Source organism: Streptomyces sp. NBC_01515, assembly GCF_045040345.1.
Classification (GTDB): domain Bacteria; phylum Actinomycetota; class Actinomycetes; order Streptomycetales; family Streptomycetaceae; genus Streptomyces.
This window is the reverse complement of record NZ_CP109416.1, coordinates 3,267,755-3,286,580: the sequence shown is the minus strand read 5'-3', so window position 1 is coordinate 3,286,580 and position 18,826 is coordinate 3,267,755. Positions and strand designations below refer to the sequence as shown.

Here is an 18,826-nt window from a genome sequence, read left to right as displayed (position 1 = left end):
GGGGGCCCCGCCCCTGTCACTTCTCTCAAGAAAGGTGCGGACCGGCGTGGCCGACCGTCTCATCGTCCGTGGCGCGCGCGAGCACAATCTGAAGAATGTCTCGCTCGACCTTCCACGCGACTCGCTCATCGTTTTCACGGGCCTGTCCGGGTCGGGCAAGTCCTCCCTGGCCTTCGACACGATCTTCGCCGAGGGCCAGCGGCGCTACGTGGAATCGCTCTCCTCGTACGCCCGCCAGTTCCTCGGCCAGATGGACAAGCCGGACGTCGACTTCATCGAGGGTCTCTCCCCGGCCGTCTCCATCGACCAGAAGTCGACCTCGCGCAACCCGCGCTCGACGGTCGGCACCATCACCGAGGTCTACGACTACCTGCGCCTGCTCTTCGCGCGCATCGGCAAGCCGCACTGCCCCGAGTGCGGCCGTCCCATCTCGCGCCAGTCGCCGCAGGCCGTCGTCGACAAGGTCCTGGCGCTGCCCGAGGGAAGCCGCTTCCAGGTCCTGTCGCCGCTGGTGCGCGAGCGCAAGGGCGAGTTCGTCGACCTGTTCGCTGACCTCCAGACCAAGGGCTACAGCCGCGCGCGCGTGGACGGCGAGACCATCCAGCTCTCCGAGCCGCCCGTCCTGAAGAAGCAGGAGAAGCACACCATCGAGGTGGTCATCGACCGCCTCACGGTGAAGGACTCCGCCAAGCGCCGCCTCACCGACTCCGTGGAGACCGCCCTCGGGCTGTCCGGCGGCATGATCGTGCTCGACTTCGTCGACCTCCCCGAGGACGACCCCGAGCGCGAGCGCATGTACTCGGAGCACCTGTACTGCCCGTACGACGACCTGTCCTTCGAGGAGCTGGAGCCCCGCTCCTTCTCCTTCAACTCGCCCTTCGGCGCCTGCCCCGAGTGCTCCGGCATCGGCACGCGCATGGAGGTCGACGCCGAGCTGATCGTCCCGGACGAGGACAAGTCCCTGGACGAGGGCGCCATCCACCCGTGGTCGCACGGCCACACTAAGGACTACTTCAGCCGCCTCATCGGCGCCCTCGCGGACGCGCTGGGCTTCCGCACCGACATCCCCTTCGCGGGCCTCCCGCAGCGCGCCAAGAAGGCCCTGCTGTACGGCCACAAGACGCAGATCGAGGTGCGGTACCGGAACAGGTACGGACGCGAGCGGGTCTACACGACGCCCTTCGAAGGCGCCGTCCCCTTCGTGAAGCGGCGGCACGGCGAGGCGGAGAGCGACGCCAGCCGGGAGCGCTTCGAGGGCTACATGCGCGAGGTGCCCTGTCCCACCTGTCACGGCACGCGGCTGAAGCCCGTCGTCCTCGCGGTCACGATCATGGACAAGTCGATCGCCGAGATCTCCGGGATGTCGATCAGCGACTGCGCGGAGTTCCTGGGCGGCATGAAGCTCGACGCCCGCGACAAGAAGATCGCCGAGCGGGTGCTGAAGGAGTGCAACGAGAGGCTGCGCTTCCTGGTCGACGTCGGCCTCGACTACCTCTCGCTGAACCGCGCGGCCGGCACCCTCTCCGGCGGCGAGGCCCAGCGCATCCGCCTGGCCACCCAGATCGGCTCCGGACTCGTAGGCGTCCTGTACGTCCTCGACGAGCCGTCCATCGGCCTGCACCAGCGCGACAACCACCGGCTGATCGAGACCCTGGTCCGGCTCCGCGACATGGGCAACACGCTCATCGTCGTCGAGCACGACGAGGACACCATCAAGGTCGCCGACTGGATCGTCGACATCGGCCCCGGCGCGGGCGAGCACGGCGGCAAGGTCGTGCACAGCGGCTCCCTGAAGGAGTTGCTAGCCAACGAGGAGTCGATGACCGGGCAGTACCTGTCCGGCAAGAAGGCCATCCCGCTGCCCGACATCCGGCGCCCGCGCGACCTCTCCCGCCAGCTCACGGTGCACGGCGCCCGGGAGAACAACCTCCAGGACATCGACGTCTCGTTCCCTCTGGGCGTGTTCACCGCGGTCACCGGCGTCTCCGGCTCCGGCAAGTCGACCCTGGTCAACGACATCCTGTACACGCACCTGGCCCGCGAACTGAACGGCGCGAGGAGCGTGCCGGGACGGCACACGCGCGTGGACGGCGACGACCTCGTCGACAAGGTCGTGCACGTCGACCAGTCGCCCATCGGCCGCACGCCCCGGTCCAACCCGGCGACGTACACCGGGGTCTTCGACCACGTCCGCAAGCTGTTCGCGGAGACGACCGAGGCGAAGGTGCGGGGCTATCTGCCCGGCCGCTTCTCCTTCAACGTCAAGGGCGGCCGCTGCGAGAACTGCGCGGGCGACGGCACCATCAAGATCGAGATGAACTTCCTGCCGGACGTGTACGTCCCGTGCGAGGTGTGCCACGGCGCCCGCTACAACCGGGAGACGCTGGACGTCCACTACAAGGGCAAGTCCATCGCCGACGTCCTGAACATGCCGATCGAGGAGGCCACGGAGTTCTTCGAGGCGGTCCCCGGGATCGCCCGCCACCTCAACACCCTCAAGGACGTCGGCCTCGGCTACGTCCGGCTCGGCCAGTCCGCGACCACCCTGTCCGGCGGTGAGGCCCAGCGCGTCAAGCTCGCCAGCGAGCTCCAGCGCCGCTCCACCGGCCGTACGGTCTACGTCCTGGACGAGCCGACCACCGGCCTGCACTTCGAGGACATCAGCAAGCTCCTCACCGTGCTCGGCGGCCTGGTCGACAAGGGCAACACGGTCATCGTCATCGAGCACAACCTCGACGTGATCAAGGTCGCCGACTGGGTCGTCGACATGGGCCCGGAGGGTGGCGCGGGCGGCGGTCTCGTCATCGCCGAGGGCACACCGGAGCAGGTCGCCGCGGTCCCGACGAGCCACACCGGCAAGTTCCTGCGGGAGATCCTCGACGCCGACCGGATCAGCGACGGCGCCCCGGTGAAGGCCCCGCGCAAGACGGCCGCCAAGAAGACCGCGGCGGTCCCGGCGAAGAAGTCCGTGCCCGCCAAGAAGGCCACGCCCGCGAAGAAGACGACGCGAGCCCGCAAGGCCTGACCGGCACACGGCACGAAAACGCATGCGGTGCCCCGCGGGAACTTCCCCGCGGGGCACCGCACTTGGCGGCGAGCACAGCCCGCCGCCGAACGCCCGCTACAGATCGCCCAGTTCGGAGGCGTACGGCGGTTCCGCCCCCGCCCGTGAGCAGGTGATCGCCGCCGCGCGCGCCGCGAACCGCAACAGCTGGGTCCAGCCGTCGCGGCCCAGGACGGCCATCCCTTCCGCGGACAGCGAGTTCCGGGCGGACAGGCCGTGCAGCAGCGCCGCGTTGACGGTGTCGCCGGCGCCGATCGTGTCCACGACGTCGACCTTCTCGCCCGGAATCGGGTACACCGTGCCGTCCTGGGTGTACGCGGCGAGGCCGTCGCCGCCATGGGTGATCACGACCGCCGAGGGACCGGCGTCCAGCCACTCGCGCGGGGTGCCGCCCAGCCACAGCGCGTCCTCCTCGGACACCTTGAGGAGTGACACGTACGGCAGCCAGCTCTTGAAGCGCGCCCGGTAGGCGTCCGCGTCGGGGATCAGACCCGCCCGGATGTTCGGGTCGAGCAGGGTGAACACGCCCTGTGAGAAGGCGGTCCGCATCAACTCCTCGTAGGCGGTCGCGCCCGGCTCCAGGACGAGCGAGCAGGTGCCGAAGGACACCGCCTCGGTCTCGGCGGGCAGCGCGGAGGGCACCGCGAAGAGCCGGTCGGCGGTGCCGTCGACGTAGAAGGAGTACGTGGCCGAGCCGTGCGCGTCCAGCGTGGCGACCGCGAGGGTGGTCGGTTCCTGGCCGCGCTGTACGTCCAGGACGTCCACGTCGGCCTGCCGCAGCCCGGCGAGGAGGGCCTCGCCGAACGCGTCCTCGGAGACGCGGGAGCAGAAGGCGGTGGGGGAGCCGAGGCGGCCGAGGGCGACGGCGGTGTTGTACGGGCCGCCGCCGAGCGCAGGCTTCAGGGCGGCGAGGGGGCCCGTGCCCTGCGGCACCAGATCGATCAGGGCCTCACCGGCTACGACGATCACGAGATGTTTCCCTTCTGGGACTGTTCGGACGGGTCGGGGCAGCCGCAGGACGTGCGGTGGACGAAGGCGCAGGGGAGCCGCAGGACGCGGGCGGGCCGGTCCGGGGAGGCAAGCCGGTCCAGCAGCAGCCGTACGGCCTGGGCGCCGATCTCCTTGCTGGGCTGGGCGATCGCGGTCAGCCGGGGCTCGAACAGGTCGGCCCAGGCGAAGTCGTCGAAGCAGCACAGCGCGAGGTCGCCGGGGACGGACAGGCCGCGCTCGCGCAGGGCGCGCAGGGCGCCGATGGTCATCGTGTTGTTGGCGGTGACCAGGGCCGTGGGCGGGGCGCCGAGGGACAGCAGCTTCTCGGTGGCCCGCTCGGCGGCGGCCGACTCGGAGTCGCCGTACGTCAACAACCGCTCGTCGTAAGGGAGTCCGGCGGTGGCGAGGCCGTGCCGGTACCCGGTGATCCGCTCGCGGGTGGTGCTGAGCCCGGGCAGGCCCGCGACCAGGCCGATGCGGTGGTGGCCGAGTCCGGCGAGGTGGGTGACGAGGTGGGCCGTCGGTTCGACGTTCTCGGCGCACACCTGGTCGACGGGCGGCGCGTCGTCCGAGGGCGCGTCGACCACCCGGTCGAGGAACACCGTCGGTACGGAGTGCCGGCCGAGGTAGGCGACGAGGGCGTCCGGGGCCGCCGAGGGTGCGACGATCATGCCGTCCACCCGGCGCTCGTGCAGGAGTTGGACGACCGTGCGCTCGTGCTCCGGGTCGTCGTGCGGATCGGCGATCAGCAGGCTGTAGCCCTGCTCCAGGGCGCCGGCCTCGACGCCCTGGAGGATCTCCGTGAAGTACGGGTTGCTGATCGCCGACACCGCGAGGCCGATGGAGCGGGTGCGGGACGTGACCAGCGAGCGGGCGAGGGTGTTGGGGGTGTAGCCCAGTTCCTCGATCGCGGTCAGCACGGCCTGCCGGGTGCCCGGCAGCACCGGACGGGTGTCGTTCAGGACGTGCGAGACGGTCGCGACGGACACACCGGCGCTCCGAGCGACGTCGGCCATGGTGGCCATCGCGGGTCCCCCTCCCCGAGGTGCGGCGGGCCCTGAAATGCGGCGGGCCTTCTGGGCGGGAACGTATCCCATCCGCCGCCAGACGTAAACGCTTGCGCAAACGTTTACGTACCGTGAGCACCCGTCCGGTGAACCCACCTCAAAGCGGGCGGAACCGCGCGGGTATCGTCGCCGTGCAGTGCCCCTTGAGCAGCCCGAACAACAGCTGGAGACCCCCATGCCCGGCCGCCCCGCCCCGAGCCGCCGTACCGTCCTGCGCGGAGCGGCCCTCACGCCCGTCGCCGGGCTCGGACTCGCCGCCTGCTCGGGCGGTGGCTCAGGGGCCGCCGCGACCCCGACCGCACCCGTGGAGCTGGGCGCGGACAGCGAGGTCGCCAAGGGGAGCGCCAAGCTGTACCGCGATCAGAACGTCGTCGTCAGCCGGGCGGCGAACGGCACTCTCAAGGCGTACAGCACGATCTGCACGCACGCGCAGTGCCCCATCAACAAGCTGGACGGCACGACCCTCATCTGCCCGTGCCACGGCAGCCAGTTCGATGCCCTGACCGGCAAGGTGGTGCAGGCGCCGGCCACCGAGCCCTTGCAGGAGCTGAAGGTGACGGCCGAGAACGGGAAGATCGTCGCGGGGCCGGCCGCCTGAGCCGCGGGGCGTCCGGACCTCGGCGGCTCACTCCCAGTCCCAGCCGATCCCCACGATCCCCGACCGCATCCGCGGCTCGACGAGGTGCACCGAGTGGTGCCCTCCGGCCAGCCGCAGCTCCTGGCGGCCGCTGCGCGGGGCCGCCGCCGAGTGCTGGGTGAAGCGGTGGCAGCGCACCGGCAGCGCGTTCTCGTCGAAGCGCACCTGGAGGGCGTACTGGCCGCCCGCGATACCGAAGTCGCGGACGTACTCGCGGGAGACGCCGGCGGTGCCGTCCTCGACGCCGTAGCGGAAGAGGAACGTATCTCCGGAGCGCAACCGGGTGCCGAAAAGGAGCTCGGCGACCAGCATGCCGGTCTCGTGGTGGCGGCGGACGCGGCCCGTGCGGCAGTTCTCCAGGGCGTGCACGGTCATGCGGTCCGGGGCGCAGCCCGGGTCTCCGTAGTGCACGGCTATGAAGCGGTCGATGCCGTCCCGGTGGGCGCGGACGATGTGGTGCGACTCGCGGCCGACCAGCTCGCGGTGCGGCCCGATGCGCACGCGCTCGTGGTGCCCCAAGGTGTGCAGGCCGCTGTCGAGCGAGGCCTCCAGCTCGGCCAGCAGCTGCTCCAGGACACCGGAGGCCTCGACGAAGGAGCGGTACGAGCGGGCCGCCGGGCGCTGCGCCACGGCGCGTTCCTCGGCCTCGGCGAGCAGCCGGATCAGGGACTCCTCCGGCAGTTGGAGGATCTCCTCCAGCGCCCGTACGGCCCGCAGTGACTCGGGGCGCTGCGGGCGGCGGGCGCCCTGCTGCCAGTAACTCAGGCTGGTGACACCGACCTTGACCCCGTAGCGCGTCAGGTGGTGCTGGACGCGTTGCAGCGGCAGTCCGCGGGCGGCGATGGCGGCGCGCAGCGCGACGTGGAAGGGGCCGCCGCGCAGGGCCAAGTCCAGTTCCGCGGTGGCGACGTCCGCCTGCTGTGTGGCGTGCGGCATGCAGGGGCCCTTTCTGTGAATGTTCACAACGGCTGGTCAGGCCGTTCACGCGAGTTGCTTCGAGGCCCCCGTCGGCGCCGGAGAAGGGTCTTCACATCCGTACGCCGTCGTTCACGCCCCGAGTTCCCCCGCATTGAAGCGTGTTGACCAAGTCCCGACAACACCTGTCGTCCATCAGGCATATGTGACTTGGCCGGGTCGCGGTGGGTGCGCTCACGGTGGTGCGGGCGGCCGGTCGGCGCCCAGCACGTCCCTGATCGCCCGCGCGGACACGGCCGACTTGTGCAGGAAGCCGTGTGCGGGGCTGGCGGCGATGAGTTCCTGGAAGTCCTCCCGGGAGTGGGTCGAGATGAGGATCACCGCCGGTACGTTGCCCACCAGTCGGCGCGCGACGTCGAAGCCGTTCTCGCCGTCGAGGTCGAGATCGACCAGGACGACGTCGGGGGCCCTTTCCCGGGCCTGGGAGAGGGCGTCCGCGCCCGTCGAGGCGATGCCGACGACTTCCACGCCGCCACGTTCCAGCAGGGCGCGAGCCGCCTCCAGGAACCGGGCGCTGTCATCGACGAGGAGACAGCGCAGCGACATGTGCCCAGCTTGCCAACCGGTGGCCGCTCGCGCCTTCCAGCTAGCCGGAAAGTGCTGAACTCCCGTGCCGCGACCGAAGGTTCTCGTGCACGCAGGGCGATGGGGATGCGACGGGCGGTAGCATGACGGCGCCCTGGGGAGACCACGTCGTCCGGTCGGGTGGGGGTGTGCCATGAACGGAACGAGTGCCACGCGCGCGTGGCCCGGTGTCCGCAGGGTCGGTGGGGTTCGCGGGACCCTGGTCCCCTGGGCGGTGTGCGCGGCCCTGCTGCTGGCCGCGTGCAACGGCGGCGGGAGCGACGCCAAGGGGGCGAGCGCGTCCCTGAAGGACACCACCTGCGACGGGAAGATCCACGGCACCGCGCACATCACCGTCTGGTACCACGCGGGCCCGAGCGGCGAGTTCACCACGCTGCAGGACCAGGTGAAGGAGTTCAACCGGCAGCAGAAGCAGGTGCGGGTCGAGCTGGTCACCCTCCCGGAGGACCGCGCCTACACCGCCCTGGTGCTGTCGGCGGCGGCCAGCGGAGACCTCCCCGACCTCCTCGACTTCGACGGGCCGAACCTCTACAGCTACGCCTGGTCGGGCAAGCTCCGGCCGATCGACTCCTGTGTGCCCGCGAGCGTCCGCGCCGACCTGTTGCCGACGATCCGTCAACAGGGCACCTACGCGGGCAGGTTGTGGGGCATCGGCACCTTCGACTCGGGCATGGGCCTGTATGTGCGCAAGTCCGTCATGAAGAAGGCCGGGATACGCATCCCGACCGGGCCCAAGGACGCCTGGACGGCCGCCGAACTGACGGGCATCCTGCGCAAGTTGCGCACCCAGGGCTACAAAGCACCCCTCGACCTGCGGCTCGTCTACTCGCAGCCGGGCCAGGAGTGGAACACGTACGGCTTCGCGCCCGCGGTCCGGTCGGCGGGCGGCGACCTCATCGAGCCCAAGAACTTCCGCACCGCCGACGGCTATGTGAACGGCCCCGGTTCGGTCAAGGCGCTCACCGACATGCAGAACTGGGCCAAGGCGGGGCTCATCGACATGGTCAAGGACGACAAGGCATTCGTCAGCGGTCGCAGCGCGATCTCCTGGTGCGGGCACTGGACCTATCCGGAATTCAACAAGGCCTTCCCCGGAGACGTCGCGATCGTCCCGCTGCCCGACTTCGGCCAGGGCACCGTCACCGGCATGGGCTCCTTCCAGTGGGGCGTCCCGGCGGGCAACGCGGACGGTGACGCCGTCTGGCGCTTCCTGTCCTTCCTGCTCCAGCCCGCCCAGGTGCACCGGATGACCGTGGCCAACGGGGCGATCCCGGCCACCGAGAGCGCGATCAAGCTCTCGCCGCAGTACGCGCCCGGCGGCCCCGAGCACCTCTTCATCGAGCAACTCCGCGACGGAGTGGCCCGCCCCAGGCCGCAGACGCCCGCCTATCCGGCGATCACCGACGCCTTCTCCCGGGCCTTCGCGAAGATCATCTTCAACCGGGCGCCGGTCAAGGCCACCCTCGACGAGGCCGCCAGGAAGATCGACGACGACCTCGCGGCGCACGACGGCTATCCACCGAGCAAGTAGCGAAAGCGGACGCCACGCGCGTGTGCCCGACGGGGTTCCACGGGCGGGTGCCGGACGGGGTCCTACGGGCGCGTGACCCGACAGGGGTTCTACGGGCGCGTGCCCGGGGCGGGGCCGCCTCACGCGCGCGTGCTCGACATGGGTCTTACGGGTGCGTGCCCGACGTGGGTCTTACGCGTACGTGCCCGAGGTGGGTCCTACGCGCGTGTGCCCGACTCCGAGGGACCCGTCCTCCCCAAGGCCCTGACGATCATGGCCGATTGGGGGCAGGCTGGGCACGTGACCGACCGTCATCGGAACTCCTCACCCGCCGGCCGCTGAGAGCCCGCCGTGCGTCGCCCCCTGTCTCCGGGCCCGCTCCGTAGGGTGCTCGCAGGGCTCCGCCCCGAGCCCGACCTCGCCACGCCCGCCGGGCTCCCGGAGCTGCGCAGTCCGCGCTCCGACCGCCCCGGCCCGCGCGGCCCCCGTCGTCCGCGCCCGCGGCCCGGTGCCGCCCTCCGGATGCCCTTCCTCGCCCGGCTGCGCGTCGGGCGCAAGCTGATGCTCCTGGTGCTGCTCCCGGTGACCGGCATGCTGGCGTTCACCGTGTTCGGCGCCGTCTCGCAGTGGCGCGACGCCCAGACGATGCGGGACTTCCGTACGGCGACCGCGCTGTCGTTCAGGACCACCGCGCTGACCGACGCCATCGCCGGGGAACGCATCGCCGCCGTCAAGGCCCGGCTGCGCCCCGGAGCGGCGACCCTGAAGGAACGCTCCGGTGCGCAACGTGCCACCGACCACGCCCTGGACGCGGCTCTCCTGGGCGCGTCCGGTTGGACCGGCCCGTCCGACGTCCCTGGCCGGCTCGACGCGCGGAACCGCCAACTGCACGCCCTGCGGCTCCAGTCGGGGACCGGCTCGCTCACCGCGCCCCAACTCGCCGCCCAGTACGACACGATCGAGGACGACCTCCTGGAGCTGGCCGCCACCCTGGAGTCCGGCCGACCGACCCGCACCTCCGGGCAGGCGGCCGACGCCCACATCGCGCTCCTGAACGCCATCGAGGCCGCCGAACGCGAACGCACCGAACTGGCCGTGCTCTTCGACACCCCCGACGCCCCGCACGCCACCGCCACGGACCGCTGGTCGGCCCTGGAGAAGGCGCTCCTGGACGACTTCGACCGGACCGCGCCCGCCGCCCTCAAGGGCAGGCTCTACATCGTCCTCCTCCAGCACCCCGGCCTCGTCGTACGCCAGACCCGCGAGACCCTCGCCGACCCGCATGCCCGGAGCAACTCCTGGCCCACTTATGCCAGTTGGCTGACCGCGTCGACCCGGCGCATCGAGGCACTGCGCGTCATCCAGCACCAGGCCGCCGCGGAGCTGGGCCGGGACGCCGCGCGCGACCTCGACACCGCACGCGCGCGTGAGGCACGCGACCTCAGTGTGTCGCTGGCCGTCCTGGCCGCCGTCACCGTCCTCGCGCTGACCCTGCGGCTGTCGATCACCCGCCCCCTCGGCGAGGTCTCCGCAGGCGCCCGCGCGCTCTCCGAGGGCGACCTGTCGTACGACATCCGGTACGCGGGCCGGGACGAACTCGGCGCCGTCGCCGACACGTTCCGCGAGCTGCGGGTCACCACCGAACGGCTCGCCGGTGAGATCAACACCATGAACACGGCGATCGACGACAACCGGCTCGGCCACCGCGCGGACGTCGCCGCGTTCGAGGGGACCTGGGCGCAGCTGCTCGGCGGCATGAACGGCACCATGGCGTCCTTCGCCGCCGCGCAGGGGCGGCGGGACAAGGCCGAGCAGGAGCTGGCGAGCATCTTCCACCTCTCCCTCGACCTGTTGTGCATCGCGGGACTCGACGGCTACTTCAAGCGCGTGAACCCCGCCTTCGAGCGGACCCTCGGCCACTCCGCCGACGCGCTCCTGGGCAGACCCTGGCTGGAGTTCGTGCACCCGGAGGACCGGGCACGCACGCGTGCCGTCCTCGACCGGCTGGCGAGCGGCGTCGAACTGGCCGAGTTCGAGAACCGCTTCGTCCGGGACGACGGCACCGAACGCTGGCTCCAGTGGAGCGCCCGCCCGGTCACCGGAGAGGGCCTGATCTACGCCGCCGCGCGCGACGTCACCGAGAGCCGCCGCGCCGCCCGCGAACAGACCGCGCTGCGCCGGGTCGCCACCCTCGTCGCACGCGGGGTGCCCCCGCACGAGATCTTCTCCGAAGTCGCCGACCAGGTGGGCAAGGTCCTGAGCAGCGGCTCCGCCGCCGTCCTGCGCTACGGCGCCGACGGAGCCGCCACCGTCCTCGGTTCCGCCCGCGGACCCGCCGCCGAGGCCGAGACGGCCGCCGCGGCGGAGGTGGCGCGTACCGCCCGCCCCGCGCGCGTGGGCCGCTCGGTGGGCGCCCCCATCGTCGTGGACGACCGGCTGTGGGGTGCCGTCGTCGCGGCCGCCGCCGGAACCGAACCGCTGCCCCCGGGCACCGAGTCCCGGCTCGCCGACTTCACCGAACTCGTCGCCACCGCCCTCGCCAACGCCGACAGCCGCGACCAGCTCACCGCGTCACGCGCGCGCGTGGTCGCCGCCGGGGACGCCTCCCGACGCCGTATCGAACGCGATCTGCACGACGGCGTCCAACAGCGCCTCGTCTCCCTCCAACTCGACCTGAGAATGGCCCAGTCGATGCTGGACGAGCAGCCGGAGGAACTCGCCGAGCAGCTGGACCACATCGCCAAGGGCCTGGACGACACCTTCGCCGACCTGTTGCAGGTCGCGCGCGGCATCCACCCCGCGATCCTCTCCAAGGGCGGCCTGGGCCCGGCCCTGCGCGCACTCGCCCGCCGCTCCGCCGTCCCCGTGGAACTCGACCTGCGCCTGCCCGCGGGCCGCCTCCCGGAGCGGATCGAGGTCGCCGTCTACTACGTGACCTCCGAGTGCCTCACCAACGCCGTCAAGCACGCGCGCGCGAGCTTCGTGGCGGTGTCGGCGCGGGTCGAGGACGACGTCCTGGAAGTGACGATCGCCGACGACGGAGTGGGCGGCGCCGACCTCGGGCGCGGCTCCGGGCTCATCGGACTCGTCGACCGCGTCGAGGCGATCGGCGGCAAGCTGCACGTCGGCAGCCCACCCGGGGAGGGCACGACCCTCACCGTACGACTGCCGCTTCCCCGGACGGAGGGGTGACCGCCCGAGCCGTACGCGACGGGGTCCAGGCCGGGGGAGCCGTGGACTCGGTGACGTCGCGTACGCGTCGGGCGGTCTTCTCGGACGGAGAGGCAGCCGTCCGGCTCCAGGGGCGTTCCGAAGGTCCGCCACGCAGGCGCTTGGCGCGGACGATGCCGGGGTCGCGCGGGTCAAGGAGGTCCTTCAAGGACCGTGTGTCGTCCTCGTACGGGCGGACACGGACCGACCGCCGTCGTCTGTCCGCCCGTGTCCGCCGCATCTCCCGCAGCCCTTCCGACCTTCCGACCCGGGGCCCGTCGCTTCTCGCCCGGGTGACCGGTCCGCCCGCATCCGTACTGCTTCGAGAATCGCCCGGACGCGGCGCCCTGTCTTCACGGTCACCCCCCAATTCCCTTACCGGCTAGCCGTACCCGACCCGGTCCGGCAGTCTGTGCGTTGCGCACCGCACCGGTCGGGCAGGGGGAGCCGTGACGATGGACGCATCGCAGCAGACCGCGCGGGGACGGGTCGTCCTCGCCGATGACGACGTCCTGCTCAGGGAGGGCCTCGCGAGCCTGTGCGAACGCCTGGGCTACGAGGTCGCGGGCCAGGCCGGCGACGCCGTACGGCTCCTGGAACTGGTCGACACCGAGCGGCCCGACCTCGCGATCGTCGACATCAGGATGCCGCCCGACCACTCCACCGAGGGCCTGAAGGCGGCCCGGACGATCCGTGAACGCCATCCCGACACCGGCATCCTCGTGCTGTCCGCGTTCGTCGAGGTCGAGGAGGCTCTGGAGCTGCTGGCCGGCGGACACAAGGTCGGGTATCTCCTCAAGAGCCGGATCACGGTCGTCGACGAGTTCGTCGAGGCCCTCGACCGCATCCACAAGGGCGGCTCGGTCGTCGACCCCTCCCTGGTGCACGAGCTGTTCTCGGCACAGCGCCGTGACGACCCGCTGTCCTTCCTCAGCACCCGCGAGCGCGAGGTGCTGGCGCTGATGGCGGAGGGCCGCTCCAACGTCGGCATCGGCCGCCGGCTGTGGGTCACCGAGGGCACCGTCGAGAAGCACGTCCGCAGCATCCTGGGCAAACTCCACCTTCCGGAAGCCGCCGACGACCACCGCCGTGTCCTGGCCGTTCTCACGTTTCTGGAGTCCCGCTAGGAGGACCGGCCGGACATCCGACAATCGTTTCGGTAAGAGTTCCGCCGGGCGTGTCCGGCGTTGTCCACAGCCCCGCCGCGCTGTCACTCCGCGCCAGTAGGGTGTGAAACATGGCCGATCCCTCCAGCTACCGCCCCAGGCCGGGAGAGATCCCGGACTCGCCCGGGGTCTACAGATTCCGCGACGAGCACCGCCGGGTGATCTACGTCGGAAAGGCGAAGAGCCTGCGCCAGCGCCTGGCGAACTACTTCCAGGACCTGGCCGGACTCCACCCGCGCACGCGCACGATGGTCACCACGGCCGCGTCGGTGGAGTGGACGGTGGTGTCCACGGAGGTCGAGGCACTCCAGCTGGAGTACTCCTGGATCAAGGAGTACGACCCCCGGTTCAACGTCAAGTACCGCGACGACAAGAGCTACCCGTACCTCGCGGTGACGATGAACGAGGAGTACCCGCGCGTGCAGGTGATGCGCGGTCACAAGAAGAAGGGCGTCCGCTACTTCGGGCCGTACGGACACGCCTGGGCGATCCGCGACACCGTGGACCTCCTGCTGCGCGTGTTCCCCGTCCGCACCTGCTCGGCCGGAGTCTTCAAGAACGCGGCCCGCACCGGCCGCCCCTGCCTGCTGGGCTACATCGGCAAGTGCTCCGCCCCTTGCGTCGGCCGCGTCTCCGAGGAGGAGCACCGCGAACTGGCCGAGGAGTTCAGCGACTTCATGGCCGGCCGCACCGGCACGTACATCCGCCGTCTCGAGAAGCAGATGACGGACGCGGCCGAGGAGATGGAGTACGAGCGGGCCGCCCGCCTGCGCGACGACATCGACGCCCTCAAGAAGGCCATGGAGAAGAGCGCGGTCGTCCTCGCCGACGCCACCGACGCCGACCTGATCGCCGTAGCCGAGGACGAGTTGGAGGCGGCCGTCCAGATCTTCCACGTCCGCGGCGGACGCGTGCGCGGCCAGCGCGGCTGGGTCACCGACAAGGTCGAGGACGTCACCACCGCGGCCCTCGTCGAGCACGCCCTCCAGCAGCTCTACGGCGAGGAGACCGGGGACTCCGTCCCCAAGGAGGTCCTCGTCCCCGCCCTGCCCGACCCGGTGGAGCCGGTCCAGCAGTGGCTCACCGACCGGCGCGGGGCCAACGTGTCACTGCGCATCCCGCAGCGCGGCGACAAGAAGTCCCTCATGGAGACCGTCGCGCGCAACGCCCAGCAGTCGCTGATCCTCCACAAGACCAAGCGCGCCTCCGACCTCACCACCCGCTCACGCGCCCTGGAGGAGATCTCCGAGGCCCTCGACCTGGACAGCGCCCCCCTCAGGATCGAGTGCTACGACATCTCGCACCTCCAGGGCGACGACGTCGTGGCGTCGATGGTCGTCTTCGAGGACGGCCTGTCACGCAAGAGCGAGTACCGCCGCTTCCAGATCAAGGGCTTCGAGGGCCAGGACGACGTCCGCTCGATGCACGAGGTGATCACCCGCCGCTTCCGGCGCTATCTCGCCGAGAAGGAGAAGACGGGGGAGTGGGCGGACGGCGACGAGCTGAGGGACCTGAAGGACGACGAGGGCCGCCCCAAGCGGTTCGCCTACCCGCCGCAGCTCGTCGTGGTCGACGGCGGGCAGCCGCAGGTCGCCGCCGCCAAGAAGGCCCTCGATGAGCTGGGCATCGACGACATCGCCGTGTGCGGCCTCGCCAAGCGCCTGGAGGAGGTCTGGCTCCCGGACGACGACGACCCGGTGGTCCTGCCCCGCACCAGCGAGGGCCTCTACCTCCTCCAGCGCGTCCGCGACGAGGCCCACCGCTTCGCGATCACCTATCAGCGCGCCAAGCGTGCCAAGCGGTTCCGGGCGAGCCCCCTGGACGACGTGCCCGGCCTCGGCGAGACCCGCAAGCAGGCGCTGATCAAGCACTTCGGTTCGGTGAAGAAGCTGCGATCCGCGACAATCGACCAGATCTGCGAGGTTCCGGGCATAGGTCGCAAGACCGCCGAGACCATCGCGGTCGCCCTCGCCCAGGCGGCCCCGGCCGCACCCGCCGTGAACACGGCGACTGGAGAGATCATGGAAGACATGGAAGACGGGACACCCGGGACCACGGCGGGTGCCCCAGGGGAGCCCGTACCCGCGGGAGCCCCGGACGAGCGACGGGGGCAGGAGACATGAGCGAACAAGAGAAGCAGCCCACAGCGGACCGAGATCGGACGCACAAGGAAACCGGCGACGATCAAGCTCCACAGCAAGAGGTCCAGGACGACGGAGCACAGGTGAGCACGGACAGCACGACACCCGGGGTGCCCGAAGCGGCCATCCCCGAACTGGTGATCATCTCCGGCATGTCCGGAGCCGGGCGGTCCACCGCCGCCAAGTGCCTGGAGGACCTCGGCTGGTTCGTCGTCGACAACCTCCCGCCCGCCCTGATCCCCACCATGGTGGAGCTCGGCGCCCGCTCCCAGGGCAACGTGGCACGCATCGCGGTCGTCGTCGACGTCCGCGGACGGCGCTTCTTCGACAACCTCCGCGAGTCCCTCGCCGACCTGGAGTCGAAGCACGTCACCCGGCGGATCGTCTTCCTGGAGTCCTCCGACGACGCCCTGGTGCGCCGTTTCGAGTCGGTGCGCCGCCCCCACCCCCTCCAGGGCGACGGCCGCATCGTCGACGGCATCGACGCCGAACGCGAACTGCTGCGCGAACTGCGCGGCGACGCCGACCTCGTCATCGACACCTCCAGCCTCAACGTCCACGAACTGCGTGCCAAGATGGACGCCCAGTTCGCCGGCGACGAAGAGCCCGAACTGCGGGCCACCGTCATGTCCTTCGGCTTCAAGTACGGCCTCCCGGTCGACGCCGACCTCGTCGCCGACATGCGCTTCCTGCCCAACCCGCACTGGATCCCGGAGCTGCGCCCCTTCAACGGCCTCAACGAGGAGGTCTCGGCGTACGTCTTCAACCAGCCCGGCGCCAAGGAGTTCCTCGACCGCTACGCCGAGCTGCTGCGGCTCATCGCGGCCGGCTACCGGCGCGAGGGCAAGCGGTACGTGACGATCGCGATCGGCTGCACCGGCGGCAAGCACCGCTCGGTCGCCACGGCGGAGAAGCTCGCCGCGCGGCTCGTGGCCGAGGGCGTGGAGACGGTGGTCGTACACCGGGACATGGGACGGGAATGACAGGACGTAGCCCACGGCTGGGCAGGCTGCGCCGCGTGGTGCCCGAAGGACGGACGACCAGGCCCGTGGAGGCCCGCGGCGGCAAGCCGCGCCGGCGCGGCACCCAGCCCAAGGTGGTCGCCCTCGGCGGCGGCATGGGCCTGTCCGCCTCGCTCACCGCACTGCGCCGCATCACCGGCGACCTCACCGCCGTCGTCACCGTGGCCGACGACGGCGGCTCCAGCGGACGCCTGCGCGACGAACTGGGCGTACTGCCCCCCGGCGACCTGCGCAAGGCCCTCGCCGCGCTGTGCGGCGACGACGACTGGGGCCAGACCTGGGCCCGCGTCATCCAGCACCGCTTCCAGTCCAAGGGCGACCTGCACGAACACGCGGTCGGCAATCTGCTGATCGTCGCCCTGTGGGAGCAGCTCGGTGACCACGTCCAGGCCCTCGACCTGGTCGGCAAGCTGCTCGGCGCGCACGGGCGCGTGCTGCCCATGTCCGCCGTACCGCTGGAGCTGCAGGCCCTGGTCAAGGGGCACGATCCGGCGCGGCCCGACGACGTCGACACCGTGCGGGGACAGGCGACGGTCGCCCTCACGCCCGGTGAGGTGATGTCCGTGCACGTCGTGCCGCACGACCCGCCCGCCGTGCCCGAGGCCGTCGCCGCCGTGCTCGACGCGGACTGGGTGGTGCTCGGTCCCGGCTCCTGGTTCTCGTCCGTCATCCCGCACCTGCTGGTGCCGGAACTGCTCGACGCGCTCACCGAGACGAAGGCGCGCCGGGTGCTCTCCCTGAACCTCGCGCCGCAGCCCGGAGAAACCGATGGCTTCTCACCGCAGCGTCATTTGGAGGTTTTGGGACGACACGCCCCTAAACTCGCCCTGGACGTGGTGCTGGCCGACGAGGCCGCCGTGCCCGATCGTGCGTCGCTCACCGAAGCCGCCAAGCGGCTCGACGCCGCGGTCGAGCTGGCGCCGGTGGCCCGGACCGACGGAACTCCAAGGCACGACCCGGAGCTGTTGGCCGCCGCGTACGACCGTATTTTTCGGATGCATGGAAGGATCGGCCCATGGCGATGACGGCAGCGGTGAAGGATGAGATCTCCCGGCTACCCGTCACCCGGACCTGCTGCAGGAAGGCGGAGGTCTCCGCCATTCTGCGGTTCGCCGGAGGCCTCCACCTGGTGAGCGGGCGCATCGTGATCGAGGCGGAGCTGGACACCGCGATGGCGGCGCGCCGGCTCAAGCGGGACATCCTGGAGATCTTCGGCCACAGCTCCGAACTGATCGTGATGGCGCCCGGCGGACTCCGCCGCGGCTCCCGTTACGTCGTCCGGGTGGTCGCGGGCGGCGATCAGCTGGCCCGGCAGACGGGCCTCGTGGACGGCCGCGGACGCCCCATCCGGGGCCTGCCGCCGCAGGTCGTCTCAGGGGCCACCTGTGACGCGGAGGCGGCCTGGAGAGGCGCGTTCCTGGCCCACGGCTCGCTGACCGAGCCCGGCCGGTCCTCCTCCCTGGAGGTGACCTGCCCGGGTCCGGAGGCCGCGCTCGCGCTGGTCGGCGCCGCGCGCCGGCTGTCGATCGCGGCGAAGGCCCGCGAGGTGCGTGGCGTGGACCGGGTGGTCGTCCGTGACGGCGACGCGATCGGCGCCCTGCTCACCCGGCTCGGCGCCCACGAGTCGGTGCTGGCCTGGGAGGAGCGCCGGATGCGCCGCGAGGTGCGCGCCACGGCGAACCGGCTCGCCAACTTCGACGACGCGAACCTGCGCCGCTCGGCCCGCGCGGCCGTCGCCGCGGGAGCCCGTGTGGGGCGTGCGCTGGAGATCCTCGCCGACGAGGTCCCCGAGCACCTCGCAGCAGCGGGCCGCCTGCGCATGGACCACAAGCAGGCCTCCCTGGAGGAACTGGGCGCCCTCGCCGACCCGCCGCTCACCAAGGACGCGGTGGCCGGCCGTATCCGCCGCCTGCTGGCGATGGCCGACAAGCGGGCCCAGGACCTCGGCATCCCGGGCACGGAGTCCAGCATCACCGAGGAGATGGCCGACAACATGGTCGGCTGACGATCCGTCAATACGCCGGTGCGGGTGCCCAGTCCGGGCGTCGGCACCGGCGTTCGTCTGTCGTGGGCTGCTTTGAGCGGTTGCCGACGGGCTGTCAATTCGCTGGTGTGGGCCCCTTCTGGGCGTGCCTGGTGGATCGGGCCGGAGGGAATCGACGACGACCGGTCGGCTTCAGGCAGGCCGAGGGCCGAGGGCAAGGCTGCGAGGGCTCCCGCCGGGCGAATGCGTGCAGGCCTTGAGGAAGACCCGCAGGCCCCCTCGGAAGACCCTGGCACCGGCGCTTCTCTGCTGTGGGCGCGCTCCTTCAGGCCTGCCGGTTGATCAGGCCGGGGACAATCAACGACCCGCGCTCGACCGGTGTCCCTCAAGGAGAAACGACCCCCGCCCGACCCGCGCCCCTCAAGGAGATCGGTCGGGCCTACCCGAGGACCCCGCGTCGGCGTGCGTCCGCCTT

Annotated in this window: 13 protein-coding genes; 9 read left to right on the top strand and 4 right to left on the bottom strand. The window is 71.3% G+C overall.

Going from position 1 to position 18,826, the window contains the following annotated elements:
- Positions 1-46 precede the first annotated feature (46 nt).
- A complete protein-coding gene (gene uvrA / locus OG407_RS14540) occupies positions 47-3,025 on the top strand; it encodes an excinuclease ABC subunit UvrA (protein ID WP_405858245.1) in 2,979 nt (992 codons plus the stop codon).
- A gap of 96 nt (positions 3,026-3,121) precedes the next feature.
- Here the strand turns inward: uvrA and OG407_RS14535 are convergent, their stop codons facing one another.
- Complete coding sequence (locus OG407_RS14535; RefSeq protein WP_405858243.1) at positions 3,122-4,033, bottom strand: carbohydrate kinase; 912 nt, start codon at positions 4,031-4,033, stop codon at positions 3,122-3,124.
- Entirely contained in the window at positions 4,030-5,079 is a 1,050-nt protein-coding gene (locus OG407_RS14530; protein WP_405858241.1) for a LacI family DNA-binding transcriptional regulator, read from the bottom strand. The genes OG407_RS14535 and OG407_RS14530 overlap by 4 nt, the downstream gene beginning before the upstream one ends.
- 217 nt (positions 5,080-5,296) lie before the next feature.
- Here OG407_RS14530 and OG407_RS14525 point away from each other — a divergent pair, with 217 nt between their 5' ends.
- Positions 5,297-5,719 carry a Rieske 2Fe-2S domain-containing protein gene (locus tag OG407_RS14525; RefSeq protein WP_405868407.1) on the top strand — a complete coding sequence of 141 codons (423 nt, stop codon included), beginning with the start codon at positions 5,297-5,299 and terminating at the stop codon, positions 5,717-5,719.
- 27 nt (positions 5,720-5,746) lie between these two features.
- On the opposite strand, the gene OG407_RS14520 is transcribed toward OG407_RS14525, so the two are convergent.
- Both OG407_RS14520 and OG407_RS14515 read right to left on the bottom strand, forming a co-directional pair.
- Positions 5,747-6,694: a hypothetical protein gene (locus OG407_RS14520; protein ID WP_405858239.1), complete on the bottom strand. Its 948-nt coding sequence runs from the start codon at positions 6,692-6,694 to the stop codon at positions 5,747-5,749.
- A 213-nt stretch (positions 6,695-6,907) separates the two neighbouring features.
- Positions 6,908-7,279 (bottom strand): response regulator, encoded by a 372-nt coding sequence (locus OG407_RS14515; RefSeq protein WP_403599596.1) that lies wholly within the window; start codon positions 7,277-7,279, stop codon positions 6,908-6,910.
- A 172-nt stretch (positions 7,280-7,451) separates the two neighbouring features.
- Here OG407_RS14515 and OG407_RS14510 point away from each other — a divergent pair, with 172 nt between their 5' ends.
- From OG407_RS14510 to whiA, 7 genes are all read left to right on the top strand, one after another.
- Positions 7,452-8,849 carry an extracellular solute-binding protein gene (locus OG407_RS14510; RefSeq protein WP_405858237.1) on the top strand — a complete coding sequence of 466 codons (1,398 nt, stop codon included), beginning with the start codon at positions 7,452-7,454 and terminating at the stop codon, positions 8,847-8,849.
- A gap of 501 nt (positions 8,850-9,350) precedes the next feature.
- Positions 9,351-12,020 (top strand): PAS domain S-box protein, encoded by a 2,670-nt coding sequence (locus OG407_RS14505; protein WP_405868405.1) that lies wholly within the window; start codon positions 9,351-9,353, stop codon positions 12,018-12,020.
- Between the two features lie 473 nt (positions 12,021-12,493).
- Entirely contained in the window at positions 12,494-13,165 is a 672-nt protein-coding gene (locus OG407_RS14500; protein WP_405858235.1) for a response regulator, read from the top strand.
- Between the two features lie 110 nt (positions 13,166-13,275).
- The gene (uvrC, locus tag OG407_RS14495; RefSeq protein ID WP_405858233.1) at positions 13,276-15,327 is read left to right on the top strand and encodes an excinuclease ABC subunit UvrC; all 2,052 of its coding nucleotides are present in this window, start codon (positions 13,276-13,278) and stop codon (positions 15,325-15,327) included.
- Complete coding sequence (rapZ, locus tag OG407_RS14490) at positions 15,324-16,328, top strand: RNase adapter RapZ (protein WP_405858231.1); 1,005 nt, start codon at positions 15,324-15,326, stop codon at positions 16,326-16,328. The genes uvrC and rapZ overlap by 4 nt, the downstream gene beginning before the upstream one ends.
- Positions 16,325-17,392 carry a uridine diphosphate-N-acetylglucosamine-binding protein YvcK gene (gene yvcK / locus OG407_RS14485; RefSeq protein ID WP_026150944.1) on the top strand — a complete coding sequence of 356 codons (1,068 nt, stop codon included), beginning with the start codon at positions 16,325-16,327 and terminating at the stop codon, positions 17,390-17,392. The genes rapZ and yvcK overlap by 4 nt, the downstream gene beginning before the upstream one ends.
- Complete coding sequence (whiA, locus tag OG407_RS14480; protein ID WP_019060506.1) at positions 17,383-18,372, top strand: DNA-binding protein WhiA; 990 nt, start codon at positions 17,383-17,385, stop codon at positions 18,370-18,372. The genes yvcK and whiA overlap by 10 nt, the downstream gene beginning before the upstream one ends.
- Positions 18,373-18,826: the final 454 nt, after the last annotated feature.

Bases quoted from the DNA above. Each gene is read 5' to 3' on its own strand.
- OG407_RS14510 (WP_405858237.1), top strand. From the start codon at position 7,452: ATGAACGGAACGAGTGCCACGCGCGCGTGGCCCGGTGTCCGCAGGGTC.
- OG407_RS14530 (WP_405858241.1), bottom strand. From the start codon at position 5,079: ATGGCCACCATGGCCGACGTCGCTCGGAGCGCCGGTGTGTCCGTCGCG.
- whiA (WP_019060506.1), top strand. From the start codon at position 17,383: ATGGCGATGACGGCAGCGGTGAAGGATGAGATCTCCCGGCTACCCGTC.
- OG407_RS14500 (WP_405858235.1), top strand. From the start codon at position 12,494: ATGGACGCATCGCAGCAGACCGCGCGGGGACGGGTCGTCCTCGCCGAT.
- OG407_RS14505 (WP_405868405.1), top strand. From the start codon at position 9,351: ATGCCCTTCCTCGCCCGGCTGCGCGTCGGGCGCAAGCTGATGCTCCTG.
- uvrC (WP_405858233.1), top strand. From the start codon at position 13,276: ATGGCCGATCCCTCCAGCTACCGCCCCAGGCCGGGAGAGATCCCGGAC.
- OG407_RS14525 (WP_405868407.1), top strand. From the start codon at position 5,297: ATGCCCGGCCGCCCCGCCCCGAGCCGCCGTACCGTCCTGCGCGGAGCG.
- yvcK (WP_026150944.1), top strand. From the start codon at position 16,325: ATGACAGGACGTAGCCCACGGCTGGGCAGGCTGCGCCGCGTGGTGCCC.
- rapZ (WP_405858231.1), top strand. From the start codon at position 15,324: ATGAGCGAACAAGAGAAGCAGCCCACAGCGGACCGAGATCGGACGCAC.
- OG407_RS14515 (WP_403599596.1), bottom strand. From the start codon at position 7,279: ATGTCGCTGCGCTGTCTCCTCGTCGATGACAGCGCCCGGTTCCTGGAG.
- OG407_RS14520 (WP_405858239.1), bottom strand. From the start codon at position 6,694: ATGCCGCACGCCACACAGCAGGCGGACGTCGCCACCGCGGAACTGGAC.